This window comes from Niallia alba (genome assembly GCF_012933555.1).
GTDB lineage: Bacteria > Bacillota > Bacilli > Bacillales > Cytobacillaceae > Niallia > Niallia alba.
This window is the reverse complement of the sequence record NZ_JABBPK010000001.1, coordinates 920,593-936,039: the sequence shown is the minus strand read 5'-3', so window position 1 is coordinate 936,039 and position 15,447 is coordinate 920,593. Positions and strand designations below refer to the sequence as shown.

Annotated in this window: 15 protein-coding genes and 1 pseudogene; 6 read left to right on the top strand and 10 right to left on the bottom strand. The window is 34.7% G+C overall.

Annotation, left to right across the window (positions count from 1 at the left end; translation table 11 throughout):
- Window positions 1-52: 52 nt before the first annotated feature.
- Window positions 53-1,234, bottom strand: coding sequence for a protein kinase domain-containing protein (locus tag HHU08_RS04700; protein WP_035197460.1), 1,182 nt, complete (start codon window positions 1,232-1,234; stop codon window positions 53-55).
- Between the two features lie 652 nt (window positions 1,235-1,886).
- On the opposite strand from HHU08_RS04700, the gene HHU08_RS04695 reads away from it, so the two are divergent.
- Entirely contained in the window at window positions 1,887-2,078 is a 192-nt protein-coding gene (locus tag HHU08_RS04695) for a helix-turn-helix transcriptional regulator (protein WP_035197461.1), read from the top strand.
- Window positions 2,062-2,244: a hypothetical protein gene (locus HHU08_RS04690; protein WP_035197462.1), complete on the top strand. Its 183-nt coding sequence runs from the start codon at window positions 2,062-2,064 to the stop codon at window positions 2,242-2,244. The genes HHU08_RS04695 and HHU08_RS04690 overlap by 17 nt, the downstream gene beginning before the upstream one ends.
- Before the next feature lie 698 nt (window positions 2,245-2,942).
- On the opposite strand, the gene HHU08_RS04685 is transcribed toward HHU08_RS04690, so the two are convergent.
- Window positions 2,943-4,349, bottom strand: coding sequence for an HD domain-containing protein (locus HHU08_RS04685; protein ID WP_035197464.1), 1,407 nt, complete (start codon window positions 4,347-4,349; stop codon window positions 2,943-2,945).
- A gap of 122 nt (window positions 4,350-4,471) precedes the next feature.
- Here HHU08_RS04685 and HHU08_RS04680 point away from each other — a divergent pair, with 122 nt between their 5' ends.
- Both HHU08_RS04680 and HHU08_RS04675 read left to right on the top strand, forming a co-directional pair.
- Window positions 4,472-4,621: a hypothetical protein gene (locus HHU08_RS04680; RefSeq protein ID WP_161773200.1), complete on the top strand. Its 150-nt coding sequence runs from the start codon at window positions 4,472-4,474 to the stop codon at window positions 4,619-4,621.
- Window positions 4,621-6,135: a recombinase family protein gene (locus HHU08_RS04675; RefSeq protein WP_035197465.1), complete on the top strand. Its 1,515-nt coding sequence runs from the start codon at window positions 4,621-4,623 to the stop codon at window positions 6,133-6,135. Before HHU08_RS04680 ends, HHU08_RS04675 begins: the two co-directional genes overlap by 1 nt.
- A gap of 150 nt (window positions 6,136-6,285) precedes the next feature.
- On the opposite strand, the gene HHU08_RS04670 is transcribed toward HHU08_RS04675, so the two are convergent.
- Entirely contained in the window at window positions 6,286-7,173 is an 888-nt protein-coding gene (locus HHU08_RS04670) for a zinc chelation protein SecC (protein ID WP_169187915.1), read from the bottom strand.
- Between the two features lie 105 nt (window positions 7,174-7,278).
- Window positions 7,279-10,243 (bottom strand): annotated as a pseudogene (locus HHU08_RS04665) (Tn3 family transposase).
- 146 nt (window positions 10,244-10,389) lie between these two features.
- Between HHU08_RS04665 and HHU08_RS04660 the strand changes: the two are divergent.
- A complete protein-coding gene (locus tag HHU08_RS04660) occupies window positions 10,390-10,959 on the top strand; it encodes a recombinase family protein (RefSeq protein WP_017815735.1) in 570 nt (189 codons plus the stop codon).
- A 73-nt stretch (window positions 10,960-11,032) separates the two neighbouring features.
- Here the strand turns inward: HHU08_RS04660 and HHU08_RS04655 are convergent, their stop codons facing one another.
- Together HHU08_RS04655 and HHU08_RS04650 are read right to left on the bottom strand one after the other, a co-directional pair.
- Window positions 11,033-11,455, bottom strand: a complete 423-nt coding sequence (locus HHU08_RS04655) for a universal stress protein (RefSeq protein ID WP_169187914.1) — start codon at window positions 11,453-11,455, stop codon at window positions 11,033-11,035.
- Between the two features lie 27 nt (window positions 11,456-11,482).
- Window positions 11,483-12,505 (bottom strand): YeiH family protein, encoded by a 1,023-nt coding sequence (locus HHU08_RS04650; RefSeq protein WP_169187913.1) that lies wholly within the window; start codon window positions 12,503-12,505, stop codon window positions 11,483-11,485.
- A gap of 148 nt (window positions 12,506-12,653) precedes the next feature.
- On the opposite strand from HHU08_RS04650, the gene HHU08_RS04645 reads away from it, so the two are divergent.
- Window positions 12,654-13,529: a LysR family transcriptional regulator gene (locus HHU08_RS04645; RefSeq protein WP_107935737.1), complete on the top strand. Its 876-nt coding sequence runs from the start codon at window positions 12,654-12,656 to the stop codon at window positions 13,527-13,529.
- 58 nt (window positions 13,530-13,587) lie between these two features.
- Here HHU08_RS04645 and HHU08_RS04640 read toward each other — a convergent pair whose 3' ends face one another.
- From HHU08_RS04640 to HHU08_RS04625, 4 genes are all read right to left on the bottom strand, one after another.
- Window positions 13,588-13,953: an SEC-C metal-binding domain-containing protein gene (locus HHU08_RS04640; RefSeq protein WP_169187912.1), complete on the bottom strand. Its 366-nt coding sequence runs from the start codon at window positions 13,951-13,953 to the stop codon at window positions 13,588-13,590.
- A 26-nt stretch (window positions 13,954-13,979) separates the two neighbouring features.
- Complete coding sequence (locus HHU08_RS04635) at window positions 13,980-14,423, bottom strand: hypothetical protein (protein ID WP_169187911.1); 444 nt, start codon at window positions 14,421-14,423, stop codon at window positions 13,980-13,982.
- 22 nt (window positions 14,424-14,445) lie between these two features.
- A complete protein-coding gene (locus HHU08_RS04630) occupies window positions 14,446-15,015 on the bottom strand; it encodes a hypothetical protein (protein ID WP_169187910.1) in 570 nt (189 codons plus the stop codon).
- Between the two features lie 62 nt (window positions 15,016-15,077).
- Window positions 15,078-15,311, bottom strand: a complete 234-nt coding sequence (locus HHU08_RS04625) for a single-stranded DNA-binding protein (protein WP_036175045.1) — start codon at window positions 15,309-15,311, stop codon at window positions 15,078-15,080.
- Between the last annotated feature and the right edge of the window lie 136 nt (window positions 15,312-15,447).

Sequence of the window (15,447 nt, the reverse complement as noted above, 5' to 3'; positions counted from 1 at the left end):
ACAATAAATTACAATTATTTAAAATCACTAAATGCCTGGCAGCTATCTGCTATTAAAAAGTATTTATCTTAACAAAACTATTACGGAGGTCCTCAACGTCTTTATATCGTTCATCAATATTATCGGAAATGCCTTTCATAATAAAATCTTCGAACTCTTTTCTATTAAATGAACCTAGTGTTCTTCTACCAGTCATAACGAAATAAATCAATCTTGTTAGTGCATATGTCTCGTGTATTATTTCGTAGTTATCAAATCCAATGACTTCTAATTTAGGGTCATTTAAAGAACCTTTAAATTCAGTATTCTTACTTGTCAACGTACTATCAGGTATTTTTACCAAACCAAAATCAGAAACTTTAATGATGTTTAGTCCGTCATATTTCTTGATTAGAATATTCTTAGTACTAATATCCCTATGCAAGACACCTTTACTACTTATATAAATAAATGCTTGAAGTATTTGTCTCACTAGGTTAATTCTTTCTTTTACATTTAATTTTGCATTATTTTTTGAAATGAAATCTTCTAGTGTTTCATCAGCATACTCCATAGTATACTGATTATTTTCTTCATCAAAATTGTAAACTTCAATAATGTATGGAGAATTTAATTTTTTCATCTCCTCAAACTCCCTTTTAAACCTCTCTAATTCCTTTGCATTTAGATTTTTTAGCGCTTTCTTAATAACAAAAAATCGGTGATAGTATTCATCCTTATACTTATGTACTCTCGCATATGACCCTTCACCAATCACCTTTGTTTGATGTAATGTCATTACTCCCTTTCTAGGAATTTTGACAGCTGTACGGATATAAAATATAGGTTCATTTTCAGTAATATTTATTTTCTCAAAGTCTTTGGGAATAGGACTCCCACTACTTTCTTGCAAAAAGTCTTCACATTCAATTATTCGTTGCTTGTAACCCTGAGTCAAATCAAAATCTAACTCTGAACCTTTTAAATTCGATTGTATAGTTCTGATTTCATTAATTAGATAAATTAATTCTCTGCTCTCATGAGCCGTATAGTGTCCATTTTGTAGTCTACCATTTAAATATCTCAATAATCGATTAAATTCATAGTGAAAGAATGATAACAACCTCTGTAGGCTAACAGGAAATCCTTCGTAAAAATCTATATACCTGTTAATATTTTCATCGCCAAATCTTTCAATTAATTCATCTAATTTATTCCTTAAATATATTGAATTTCCTTTATTGACTGTTACCATTTCCCCACCCTTTTTCTATAATATGTAAATTAATATTAACAAATTATCGTGGTATTTTCGACTAATTTTACTAGAATTAAATTTACATAACTCAGGGTTATAAATGTTTGTATAGGACGTGTGAGCATTCTAGAAATATGGTCATGCAATGATATCAACTTTAGGGCAAGAGTTGGAACGACAGATACAGACATAAATGGGTCAAGATGTGAACGCATTTTTTCTGAAAAGTTTACAGAAACAAATCCAGATTAGACCGCAATCAAAATAACTCTCTCTTTACCTAAAGCATGATAGACAACCTAACCCAGTGCCCAACGATTGACTTTTGGCAGCAAAAGTTTATGTAACGGTTAAACGCCCCGTATTATTTTTTTACAAAATAATTAGACGTACAATTACTTTAAAATATGTGTCCTAAAGCTATCAACCTCAATAAAGCCAGATACCGCCATATTATGAGGTAATAACTATACGTTCAACCTCTCCACTTGCCTATAAAATTCTTTGGGTGTACGTCAAAACGAAGGTGGTTTTTACTGTTATTTATTTGGTCTTATCTTGTTTTACATGCTGATGTTAAGAATTATTTTTTATCCTTATAATGTGTTTGTCAGAAAATAATTCATTAAAAACAGGAGGAGTTTTCACTATGGATAAAGAGTTTTTGAACGTAAGAACATTAGCTAGTTTACTTGATATGAGTGAACAAACAGCTTACAAGCTATCTCGTGAGGGGATTATCCCAGGACGTGTGAAAGTAGGAAAATCTGTCAGATTTAACAAGGAAATTGTCATGCACTGGTTACAGAATGGAGGTGCTAGTGATGATAGTAAAGACTGATAATCTTTACAGTTTCTCACAGGCTACTGTTATCCTAGGTATTAGTCCACAAAGGCTATTAGAATTTACAGCAGCACCTGGAGTAGAGAAGGTAAGCCAAAACAACCGTATCTACTTTGCAAAAGAGAGCCTACGAAAATTAGCATTGCGAGGTGATGTTAAATGATTTCTGTGGAAGATGTGAGTAGGGTTCTAAATCACTTTAACATAGCGTTTACTGAAAGTGCAGTATTGGGATACCTACAGCGTGAAGTCTTAAGGAAAGCCCCACGTATTGATAAAGGCTACCATTCTCGCTTTTCAAAGTATAACTTCAGCGTGGATAGAGAGTCTCTAGTGAAGTTCTTAATAGAACGAGGGGAAACAGAAAAAGAAATCAATTCAGTTTTACCAGCTTAGGAGTTTGCTCACTTCCAGCTGTTTATATACGACCGCTCTTTAGTCAATCGTACTATGGAGCGGTTTTACATATGAATTTTCATATCGGCTGTACAAGTGGATAAAAGAAAACACTTTAAACTCTTCCTGGCTTTTATCGGTCTAGTGCCTGCCGTTAAACGGTGGAAGTCACTCCCAGATCAAAAAACCGTCGCAGTAGCCTTTTGGCTAGGTGGCATGACAGAGTTATGTTGAATATACGTGGTAAAGCTGCACCTGGGCACGTCGAATGTCATGATAGATACCTCAGGATTAGTCCTAGTATCCCCCATCCCCTTTACAGGGGGTGGGATGTTTCCTCGAATTAGTTTCTTAATTAAAAAATCTAATCTTACAAAAATAATAGGGCACGAGTGAGCGAGTGACCTGTGCTCCTTGACCGTAGCGAAGCGGAGGGCAAGAGCACCAATGAAAAATCCAAATGAATTATTCAATTCTTAATAATTCGCTAATTTCTTTAAGTGCTTTAGAGGTCTTAGCATGATTTAACCAATCAGGGTTAACCATCTCTTTTATATTTGTAAGTATTTCTACTATATCCATATTGTTAACAACAGTATTAACAGGCTGTAATTTCCCATTCACTCTTGCAATAGACATCCTTTTAGCTAGTTGAGTATTTAATGAAAATGCAAAATCAATAATGGTAGAACCCTCTGGTAATAACACCACATCCATTTTAGGAGTAAAGACTGTTAATTCCTTTTGAAGTAGTTCAAAGGAAATTAATTCTTCAAATTCAATCGGAGTTTTAGTAATGGATTTTACAGTATGTATAGAGTCTCCTAATAAATTTCTACTTAAAGTCTTTACTTCTCCCTCTGTTAAACCTTTTTTTAATAAACCAAACACTCCAGCGTCATTCATATTCTTATCTCTCTCAGATTGAATTATAAAATTCACCTCTATATTATTGATTACCACTTTTGTGTTTATTTGTTTTAAGAATGGTGATACCTCTATTGCGATATTATCTGTCATTTGATGTGCCAAGGGCTTATACAATTTATGTATAACTCCTAAAGCAGTATAGCAATCGATTTTCGAACTTGTAATAACTTTAATAAAAAACAACTCAGATAGGTCATGCTCTTCTTGTAATAAGGAGTAGGATTTATACAATGGTATTTGACTCCATTCCAGATCAACAATTAGTGAACCTCCTTCTTTCTGTATTTCTTTAGAGCAGTTATTAAATATGTCTACAAAAATGTTGGAGTAATTATTTATTAATTTTTTTATGTTCTTGAATTTAGGAGGGTTTAAATAACCAAAACCTATTTCTTCTAACTCTTTTTGAAGTTTATATAATCCTAATCTTTCTGCAAGAGGAGAGAAAAAGATTAAGGTTTCATTGGCATAGGGAACTTTCTTTTCTACTCTTTTAACAGCAAGTGTTCTCATGTTATGCAACCTATCTGCAATTTTAATAACTGCTACCCTAATGTCTTTTACAGAAGCTGACAGCAATTTCTCCGTATTTATTGCACTATACTCTTCTTTTTTTAACTTTCCTTTTTCCACTTTAGTTAAGCCTTCTACAATGTTTGAGACCTGTTTGCCGAACTTTTGTTCAATTTCAGTGATAGATACATGCGTATCTTCAACGACATCATGAAGTAATGCTGAAATTAGAGATGTGATATCAGCATTATATTCCAATAGAATTTCACACACTGCTATCGGATGGGTGATATAAGGTTCTCCAGTAGCCCTTTTTTGCCCAAGGTGGGCTTTATCAGCAAAATCAACTGCTTCTTCCAAAAGTTCTATTTCACTCATTACAAGATAATTACTCTTTTTGATTAACCCTTCCTTTAAAGCATTCACCATGATATCCCCCTTTTTTGAGTAATTATAACACTCAGGATTTATTTTCCAATAAAATCTCTAAATTCTTTCACAACTCTTTTTACACATAAAACGATTGCTATGTTTGAAAGGGGAGAACATTTATGTTAATTGAAAGAGAATTTAAGGGAACTGAAACAATTGAAAATGTTTTATTATCGTTTTTAGACTATGTAATTGACAAAGTGTCAAATGCTTCCTACGATAGTGATAGAACTAATGTCACTCCTGAAACGAAAGGAGTGGCTAAATAATGAAATGTGTAATTTATGCTCGTGTAAGTACGAAAAGAGAAGAACAGAAGAATAGTCTTGAAAATCAAGTCTCCTTAGCTGAAAGGATGGCTAAAGAGCATGGTTTTACCATAGTTGGGCGCTACATTGATAACGGTATAAGCGGAACAGGCTTTAAAAATCGCTTGGAAATTAATCGTTTACTAGTTGACGCTAAAGCAAAAAAGTTTGATGTAGTTATTGCAAAGTCTGTATCAAGATTAGGGAGAAACCTAAGCAAAAGTTTATCTTTAGCAGATGACTTAGAGCAAGAAGGCATTCGTTTAATACTTCCTGAAGATGATTATGATACGGCCTCCAGTAAAAGTAGGTTTATGTTCAATTTAAAAGCTATTCTTGCAGAAGAAGAGAGTAGTAAGATGTCTGAGCGAATAAAACTAGCTTTAAGGGAAAAGGCAAATCAAGGGGAATATAAAGCGTCTCATGCACCTTATGGTTATTCCATTAACCCTATAACTAAAAAGCTAGACGTGAACGAAGAAACGGCTGCCATTGTTAAAGAGATTTTCAGACTTTACCTTTACGAAGGTTGGGGAATGTTTAGGATTTCTAATTACCTTATGGGGAAAGGCATTCCTGCACCTAAAATGGGGAATAAATGGCACCAAAACACCATAAAGGGTATGCTTAACAATCAGGCTTACATTGGGAAGTTAGTTCATTGTAAGGAAGAAACACTTAATACCCTCGCAAAGTCTGAACTTTACAAGAAGAGAAAACAGGTAAAGCCTGAAAATCAAGTAATAATTGAGAATGCTCATACTGCCCTTATTTCAGAAGAGGTATTTCTAGCTGTTCAAAAACTAATGAAAAATAAGGGAAAACATAAGAGTAATGGAAAAGAAAGCCTATTTGCTCATATTGCACAATGTGCTGATTGTAAGAGTGGTATGCACTTTAAACCTGATAGACGAAATGGGGCTTATGTATGTGGGGGATATGTAAAGCATACAAGTTCCTATTGTTCCTCGCATATTGTAGAAGAGAGTTTGTTACTTAATTCAGTTAAAGCTGACATTAAAGCCCTGATAAAAGATACCGTGAAAGTTGAAAAACTTTACGGTATTGCTGAGAAGAAAGTTAGTTCTTTACAATCCTCTCTAACAAAGGAACTAAAACAAATTGACAGGAACATTGATAAGTTAAACAATCAGGTTGGTAGTTTACTTACACTACATGCTGATGGGGCAATGACAACGGAAATGTTTAAACAACAAAGTGAACGTATTTCCATTCAACTTCAAGAGTTAGCTAATAAGAAAGTAGACTTACAATCTGCTTTAGCGACTAAGAAAGATAACAGTGAACAACTACAAGCCTTCAAAAAAGAGGTAGAACGCTTTTCAAATCTAGATATTGAAGATGAAAACGTACTAAAGCAAGTTCTACAAAGGCTGATTAACAAGATAGAAGTATTTGAGGAAGGAAAGATTAAAATTCACTACAATCTTTCCCCCTCTCATCCTATAAATTAGGTACAGTTTAATGGACTGTATCTTTTAAAACAAGTTTCACTATCACTTCCACATGCAACGAGCGGGGTGGATTGATGTCTTTTACATTGTCGGTAGTCGGAAACAAGTCAAAGGCACTTTTTGCACTATCGGTAGGCGGGAACATTTCGACTAATTACAAAACAAATTGATTTTTGGTGCTTGTTCGTATGCTTTGCCTGATTTGTCTCTTGCAGCATTCTTCAATCCAAATCCGATACACATCCCCATTCGTATTGCTTCTGGACCATGAAGATTAGCATAATACGTATAAGCCATCTGTGTTTCTTCATCCCAGGCTCTCCACAACAAAGGACTAAGCACCATATTCTCAGAATATAGTGGTAAAACCATATTTAAGTAAAATTTAAGTTTATCTATTGAAACAGTTTCAAGCTGGTTAAATAATTTTTCATAAATATGTTTCTCCGATTCTAGACAACTTAATAGTAACCACGATTGTGTTATTTCTGGGAAAATAGTAATTGCAATTCTATGCATAATTCCTTTTTTTGTATGTTTAATTCTTTTACCATTTATATCGAAGTCAGGAGCAATATACGCATAACCCGCAAACTTTATTTGTTCTGGAATCCTAATTGCACAAGTTGCAACTCCTTCAAATGTATTTCCGATTATTTGTGAATCAAAATGTTGTTTTACAGGTTCAAATTCCTGCATCTTAAGCTGCAACATTCTATACATACCAATCATTTCTGGAGATTGAAATGCTATTGGATTGTCTCTAAAGTTACTTTGAAATATATCAAATGCTATTCTCTGCTTGTAATATTCAAAAATAAAAGCTTTATAAGCATATACAAATTTCATTTCTTCACTTGTTTCATCAAAATCCGGAGCATCTTTTTCTATAACAGCAAAGGCTATATTATCATGATAATCACAAAAACAAGTTTCTGTAGTTGCATCATTAGCGCTTACTCTACTCAGTTCCACTATAGGGACTACTTCACCATTATTTAAAGGAATGAGGAGAGGTTGTTTTTTTGTGTTTAACATATATACATGACGTTCCGAACCAGCTAATAAAGGGGTACCGTCAGGAAAATGCGGATTTACAACGTTAAGCCCATTTGCAAGACGATTCCCCTGTTTTTAACAACGTTAAGAAAGTCTCAACGGTCTTAAAGAATCTAACGAGACCAATTTCTCCAAATTAAAGTGGTATTCTCCAAGTAGATTGATATGTTCCCAGCCTAAAGGTGACATATGGTGCAATAAGTCTTCGTTAAAACTACCAGTCCGTTTTTGATATTCAACTGCCTTTGTTAGATGTAGGGTATTCCAGATACTAATAGCATTGATAATTATGTTTAAAGCGCTAGCCCTTTGAAGCTGATGCTGTATGGTTCGTTCCCTAAGCTCTCCTTGTTTTCCGAAGAAAATAGCTCTTGCCAGTCCATTCATGGCTTCTCCTTTATTCAATCCTCTTTGTATTTTTCTCCTTATAGATTCATCTGAAATGTAATTCAGAATAAAGATTGTTTTTTCTAAACGTCCCATTTCACGTAAGGCTGTAGCTAAGCTATTTTGTCTTGAATATGAACCTAATTTCCCCATAATAAGGGATGCTGAGACCGTTCCTTCTCTTATTGAATGGGCTAATCGCAAAACGTCCTCATAGTTCTCTTTAATGACCTTTGTATTTATTTGTCCACGTAAAATAGCTTCTAGATTTGGATACTCACTTGCTTTACCTATTGTAAATAATTTTGAGTCCGATAAATCTCTTATTCTTGGAGCAAATTTAAATCCTAATAAATGAGTCAATCCGAAGATTTGGTCTGTGTAACCTGCCGTATCTGTATAATGCTCTTCTATGTTTAGATCTGTCTCGTGATGCAATAAACCATCCAAAACATGAATTGCATCCCTTGAGTTAGTATGAATAATCTTTGTGTAGTAAGAAGAAAATTGATCACTCGTAAATCGATAAATAGTGGCTCCTTTACCAGTTCCATAATGGGGATTTGCATCTGCATGTAGTGATGAAACCCCTAGCTGCATTCTCATCCCATCTGACGAGGACGTTGTGCCGTCTCCCCAATAAAAAGACAATTGTAGCTTGTGATGAAAATTTACTAATACAGCTTGGGCTTTATTCATTGCGTCTTCATACATGCGCCATTGAGACACATTGGCTAGTTGCTTATATGTAAGTCCCGGTGTGGCTTCAGCCATCTTACTCAATCCAATATTCATTCCCATACCTAAAAGAGCAGCCATTATAATGATTGTTTCTTCTTTATCTGGTTTTCGATTGTTAGAAGCATGTGTAAATTGCTCATGAAATCCTGTTATATGGGCAACATCCATCATTAGATCGGTTAATTTTATTCTTGGTAGCATCTGATACAGGCTTGCACTAAATTTCTTTGCTTCTTCTGGAACATCTTTTTCTAAGCGTGCAATCGATAGCTTTCCTTTTTCAAGAGAAACTCCATCTAACTTGTTGGAATTGGCAGCTAACCACTTTAACCGTTTATTAAGGCTGTTGGCTCTCTCCATTACATAATCATCGAATGATAAACTAACTGATAACCTTGTATTCTCTTTCGTTTGATTCCAAGTATCTTCTGAAAACAAATATTCCTCAAAATCTTTATATTGTCTGCTACCAATAATGGAAACATCTCCTGCACGAACATGCTCCCGAAGTTCTGTTAAAACAGCCATCTCATAGTAATGACGATTGATTGTTGTTCCATCATCCTCATATAAATGCTTTTTCCAACGTTTTGAAATAAAATCCACAGGTGAGTCATCAGGTACTTTTCGCTTTCTCGATTCGTTCATTCCTCGGATAATCTCTACAGCTTGTAAAAGTGGCTCATTTGCCTTTGTGGAATGAAATTCCAATACCCTTAATAGTGTTGGCGTATATTTTCTAAGTGAATAAAATCGTTTTTGCAATAAGTCTAAATAATCATAGTCAGAAGGACGTGCAAGCTCCTGAGCTTCTTCTACCGAAGAGACAAAAGAATTCCATTCAATAACGGATTCTAGTACCTCAAAAACGTCTAATTTTTCCTCTTTAGCTTTGATTAAGGCTTGTCCGATGCTCGTAAAGTGTATAACTTTCTCATTCAGTTTTTTACCGTTTTGTTTCTGAATTTCCTCTTGAGCCTTACGACCTTTTGATAGCAGACTAAGTATTTGTCTGTCATGAATATCAAAAGCTTTATCTGTTAACTCCTGAGTAAGTTGTAATAAATAGACTGTTAATATCGAATAGTTTATTTTCTTGAAAGTCACGGAATGCATAAGGCTCATATCTTGAACCTAAGCGAGATAGCTGTAATAGACGATTGCGATGCAAATGGCTAATATTTACCGATTCTAATTTCATTCCTCGTATGTATTCGAGTCGTTCTATTACTTTTAGAAAGGTTTCGGGAGAAGGGTGTCCCGGCGGTTCCTTTAACCAACCTAATATCGTTTTATTGGATTCGGATGATTGCTGCGACGTAATGATTTCTTCAAGCTTTTCCTTTTGCTCATTTGTAAGAGATTGACTCACCGTATTAAATAGCTTTTTTTCAGCCATTGCCCTTGCCTCCCACACCATTCTTTCAAGTGTAGTGAAAGCAGGTAGAATGATTTTGTTTTTTCTTAGAAAATTTAAGCATTCATGTAATAGATGAATAGCATCACCATTTTCCAAAGCTAATTGATGAAGGTGCTTAAATGTCAATCGATATTCTTTTAAAGCAAAAGTTACAAAGTCATATTCACTTCGAATTTCTTTCAAATGATCCCAAAGTGTATTTTCTCTTTGAGGATAAAGACTAAGCGAAGATGGAGTGGCACCGATTTGTTTCGATATATAAAGTAGGACTGAATCTGGGATGCTTTTGATATGAGTGTATGGCCAACCGGGATATCGAAGAACGGCTAATTGAACGGCAAACCCTAAACGGTTTTCTTCTCTCCTTCGCTTATTAACTATTTCTAAATCACGTTTGGAAAAAGTGAAGTAGGTCCCCAATATCCATTCATCTTCAGGGATTTGCATAAAAGACTGTCTCTGTTCCGGTGTAAGCAATTCTCTACCTCTCGCAATTTTCATTCAGTATCATCCCATTTCTGTATTTTTCAATTTATTAGTTCAATTATATATCAATAGAGTGTACTCTATTGATACAAGTGTAGTAGACAGATAAAATCATAGTAGGGAGTGTCTCATAAGACTTGTATCAAAAACGAGGTGGTATGATGCGAAAAATCGGTTATATACGTGTCAGTTCAACTAGCCAGAATCCTTCAAGGCAATTTCAGCAATTGAACGAAATCGGAATGGATATCATTTTTGAAGAAAAAGTTTCTGGAGCAACAAAGGATCGTGAGCAACTTCAAAAAATGTTAGAGGATTTACAGGAAGGTGACATTATTTATGTTACAGACTTAACTCGGATCACTCGAAGTACGCAGAATTTATTTGAAATGATTGATTTAATACGCAGTAAAATGGCAAACTTAAAATCACTCAAGGATACATGGTTAGATTTATCAGAAGATAATCCATACAGCCAATTCTTAATTACGGTAATGGCTGGCGTTAACCAATTAGAGCGAGATCTTATTCGTATGCGTCAGCGTGAAGGGATTGAGCTAGCAAAGAAAGAAGGAAAGTTTAAAGGTCGATTAAAGAAATATCATAAAAATCACGCAGGTATGAATTATGCAGTTAAACTATATAAAGAAGGAGGAATGACTGTAAATCAAATTTGTGAAATTACAAATGTATCTAGAGCTTCTTTATATAGAAAATTATCTGAAACATGAAAAGGATTAAAGAATTAAAGGATTATAGGAGTATTAAGGGCTTTACCTTATGGTAAGCCCTTAATTTGAAGAATTACTTCTTAACAATCAAGACAGGAATTTCGGACCGGTGTAACACCCCTTGAGCAACACTGCCCACCAATACTCGATCAAAAACACCTCTTCCATGACTACCCAATATAATAAGATCTACTTCCTCTGTTTGGGCAACATGACAAATGGTTTGACTTGGGTGACCTATTTGATGATTATATTCAAGACGATCCTTCCAAGGTTGAAGGACTCCTTCCATAATTTTCTTTTCAATATGTTTACTAAGTTCTTTTTCGTATCGATCCACTGCTTCAGGTGCAAAATCATAGGCGTAATTTTCTTTAACCGTGACGTAAAGCACAACACCTGTTGCATTTGGCCAAGCTTCCAAGAACTCCCCTGTCATTCTTGCGGCATGTTCAGAATAAGCCGAACCATCAGTAGCAAATAATATTTTATTCATTTAAGAAACCTCCTGATTTACAATTAATTACATTGTGAAGTATGTGATAACAGATAACAAAACAGATGTAATAGCCATTGCTAGAAGTGGTCTTAACGCTTTCGTTCTAAGGTCTTTTAGACTAACATTTAAACCTAATCCAATCATAGCCATAGTTAGGATAAAGGAAGTGAAGAAAGAGATGCTATTCATGACACTAGTTGGGACGGTAATCAAATGACCAAGGACATAACTTCCAAATAAGCTCATGATAATAAAACCTATGAGAAACCATGGAAATTCAATTTTAGCATCAGAATCTGATTCAACTTTATTTTTTCGTTTCATCCAGTACATAAGAATAAAACTAAGTGGAACGAGTAAGAAAACACGACCTAGTTTCGCTAACAAAGCAATAGCAAGTGCATCTGGACCAGCAGGCGCTCCTGCTAAGGCAACATGAGCAATTTCGTGTAGACCTACACCTGACCAAACACCGTATTGAAGGTCTGTCAAAGGGAGAAACGGACGTAAGATAGTGTATGTTATGGCGAAAATGGTACCAACTAAAGCAATTATACCTGCCCCAATAGCAGTATCTTCATCCTTTGCTTTCAAAATGGGTGAAACGGCTGCAATTGCAGCAGCGCCACACACCCCTGTTCCAATTCCTAATAACAAGGATAAGGAAGAATTCGCTTTGAATAGTTTTGCAAGCAACATTGTAAGAAGGATTGAAAAAACGACGGTTCCAACATCTCTTGCAAGCAAACCTAACCCTTGATGAAAAACAACATCAATGTTTAGTTTTAACCCAAAAAGGATAATAGCAAGCCTTAACAACCTTTTGGCAGAGAATTGGATTCCAGTACGGAATTTCTCAGGATATCCCCAAATTTGTCGATAAACTACTGCAATGATGATTGCACAGGCGAGCTGACCAACATGATCTAACCCGGGTATTTGTGATAATCCAAAACCAACTAATGCAATAATAAAGGTAAATCCAACACCACCGAACCAAAGTCCTCTCGAGGATGATTTTTTATGTTTTGCTAATGATGTATTCATTTTATCAACTCCTATATTTGCTTCCTTGTATTAAGAGTATATTTGTTTTGATAATAAGTAAAATAGATTATAATTATAGCTGTAATATAAAATTACTTATCATTGAAGTTTCTTAGACCCCATTTTATTCTAAGGAGGAAGACTCATAATGGATCAATCTTTACTTGTATTTACTACAGTTGCAGAACAAAAGAACTTTACTCGAGCAGCTGAACTTCTCCATATGACACAACCAGCAGTCAGCAATTATATACAAACGTTAGAAAAAAACATGGGGATAAAATTGTTAGAGAGGACAAACAAATATGTTCGACTTAGCAAGGCTGGAGAAATAGTATTTCATCACGCCAAGGACATCTTAGGTCTCTATACTCGAATGGAAAGACTCATTGATGATTTAAAACATACTGCAAGTGGTCCTCTTTCTATTGGTGCAAGTTATACTTTCGGAGAATACATTCTTCCTCATAAAATTGCCAGTTTGCTTAAATCCTATCCATTATTAAATCCAATCATTACTATAAAAAATTCTAATGAAATTATAGATTTAATAAAGAAACACGAGGTAGATGTTGGGATAATCGAAGGAGAGGCTAATAATGAAAATATAAAGGTTATACCATTTTCTCTTGACGAGTTATCAATTACAGTCCCTTCAAATCACCATTTAGCAGAACAAAAGGAAATAGACCCCTTGTTATTAAACCTAGAGACTTGGTTAGTTCGTGAAGAAGGTTCTGGAACGAGAGAAATGCAAGAAAAGGGATTTAAACAATTGGGGTTTTCTCCGAAGAAGTATATGACATTTGGGAGTACGCAAGTTATTAAGGAATCTATTGAAGCTGGTCTAGGAATTTCTATACTCTCACACGCGTCAATAAAAAACGAACTAGAACTTGGTAAAGTGAAGTTACTTGATATAAATGGGTTTCCAATCTCACGAAATTTTTCACTTATAACTCCAAGAGTTGAATTTTATACAAAAGCAATCGAGATATTTATTGAATCCTTAGTTATAGAATGAAATCCAGTCAATTGTGAATAACGAGGTGAAAAGCAAGCCCTATCAACGTGGAACAAGTTCATCCAATGTCAGATAAAATAAATACCAATCCTCCACGTATCGTTGTTAAAATCGGGTTATTAATCTTGGGAGTGATCTTAGCGTTGTAAATCCGCATTTTCCTGACGCTACCCCATAAAGAAATAATCTTGTTGTTCTGTAATGCATGTGCTCCTTTGATTGGTCCTTTGCATTTTTCTTGATCTGGATGCATACAAAACTTCTTCATAGAAGCTCTCATTTTTTCCATTATCTGAACTTCTACGGGCTTTTTAGAAGGTTTTATTATTTGCGGTTCTTTCCCCTTACAACATTCTTGAAACCTCATATTGCTACCACATGGGCATGGTTCACTATCTTTTAATTTTAATTTCGGTAAGAACAAAACTTCACCCCTTACTTAATAATAATTCACTTTTCATCTGACTCCATGAAACTATCCTCAAAAACGAACAAGTTAGAAACTGGTATTTGTTGGCGCAAATAAAAAGTTATATCAATATCTGCAACAGTCACTCCACCGCAAAGTGAACCTTTGAAAGTATGTACTTCACCTTTGGTATCTGTAATTTTCATTTCCCAAGTTCCTATATCGGTAGCATAGCAAGTCAATTGATCGCTATCTAGATACTGGGAGAATAACTCCAATATTTCCTTTACTACGAGTTTCCCAATATTAAACTGATGTCTTCTAGAAATCTCAAATTTACCAAAACCATTAGCATACTTATATCCTGTAAACCATACTCTGCCACTAGCAGATATAGTCAAATGCTGTTCCACTTCATCATTAGGAAGTGGCTCTGGACCATAGCATATATTATTGGATACAATTCTTACCTTTTGGATCTGCAATTGGTACCCCCCCCCCTAACTTTCAAATCTCTATTACGTAATATTTACGACCGTCACTTAAGTCCTGCCAGATAAAATCATATCTGCTTGTTAATGCAATGCTATCTTTATTTTTTCCTACACCTGTTGGCTTAAAAATACAACCGTAAACAGAATATTCTTCTCTAAAAAACTTATATATACCTTCATTGTTGCGCCCTTCATAGAAAGGTCTATCTGAAACAAGAGCAACAGCAGCTGTTTTAGTAAATCCTCGGTTCTTAAGCTCCTCCATAAATTTAATATCCTTCACGAACGAATACATCTGTTCTGGATACTGACCATTTAATGGGCACTTAAGTTCAATTGCATACTTCTCTGATTTATCTTCATTAAAAATAGTAATATCTATTTCTTTTTTTATAGTTTTATTGTCTGGTGTGAAGTATGATACATTTCTTTCAAATTGAATACGATAGTCCGGAAGCTTTTCACGTAGGAATATCCCCAGCTCATGCTGGAGGCTAAACTCATTATAAATTTCAATACTCTTAGACTGAACAAACAAGAAAAAGTCATCTACTAATTGCCTTAAATTAAGCAAAGCATCCACCCCATACACCCTAATATAATTTATAGTTTTTTATTGCCCTTCATAATAGTTTTGCTATATCCTCAAACCTTCTGATACCTCTGCTGGTTAGATGACGTCTTTTCAATAGCCTTTATATTACCTTCCATTTTATTTACGTAGTTTAAAAATAAAGTCCCAAGCAGAAGTCGATCCTTTCTGGGTATTCTATTCCATACATAACCCTTGAACAGATCTTTGACAAGAAAGACTTCACCTTCATTCAAGTTTTCAGTTTCCTTAATAGCCTGTTCTAGTAACTCATTAACATCACCCATGTTGTCATCTCCTTATCAATAACAATATTAACAACATTGTTAATAAGATTATATGCCTTTTACCAATTCTAGTCAATAAGAAGAAAACCACCAATCAAGAGAATAAATATATCTCCTGAATGGTGGTCATTCATGT

Excerpts from the sequence above, each read along its gene's own strand:
- HHU08_RS04685 (WP_035197464.1), bottom strand. The coding sequence starts at position 4,349 with ATGGTGAATGCTTTAAAGGAAGGGTTAATCAAAAAGAGTAATTATCTT.
- HHU08_RS04655 (WP_169187914.1), bottom strand. The coding sequence starts at position 11,455 with ATGAATAAAATATTATTTGCTACTGATGGTTCGGCTTATTCTGAACAT.
- HHU08_RS04695 (WP_035197461.1), top strand. The coding sequence starts at position 1,887 with ATGGATAAAGAGTTTTTGAACGTAAGAACATTAGCTAGTTTACTTGAT.
- HHU08_RS04675 (WP_035197465.1), top strand. The coding sequence starts at position 4,621 with ATGAAATGTGTAATTTATGCTCGTGTAAGTACGAAAAGAGAAGAACAG.
- HHU08_RS04650 (WP_169187913.1), bottom strand. The coding sequence starts at position 12,505 with ATGAATACATCATTAGCAAAACATAAAAAATCATCCTCGAGAGGACTT.
- HHU08_RS04690 (WP_035197462.1), top strand. The coding sequence starts at position 2,062 with ATGATAGTAAAGACTGATAATCTTTACAGTTTCTCACAGGCTACTGTT.
- HHU08_RS04645 (WP_107935737.1), top strand. The coding sequence starts at position 12,654 with ATGGATCAATCTTTACTTGTATTTACTACAGTTGCAGAACAAAAGAAC.
- HHU08_RS04625 (WP_036175045.1), bottom strand. The coding sequence starts at position 15,311 with ATGGGTGATGTTAATGAGTTACTAGAACAGGCTATTAAGGAAACTGAA.
- HHU08_RS04680 (WP_161773200.1), top strand. The coding sequence starts at position 4,472 with ATGTTAATTGAAAGAGAATTTAAGGGAACTGAAACAATTGAAAATGTT.
- HHU08_RS04700 (WP_035197460.1), bottom strand. The coding sequence starts at position 1,234 with ATGGTAACAGTCAATAAAGGAAATTCAATATATTTAAGGAATAAATTA.
- HHU08_RS04670 (WP_169187915.1), bottom strand. The coding sequence starts at position 7,173 with ATGTTAAACACAAAAAAACAACCTCTCCTCATTCCTTTAAATAATGGT.
- HHU08_RS04660 (WP_017815735.1), top strand. The coding sequence starts at position 10,390 with ATGCGAAAAATCGGTTATATACGTGTCAGTTCAACTAGCCAGAATCCT.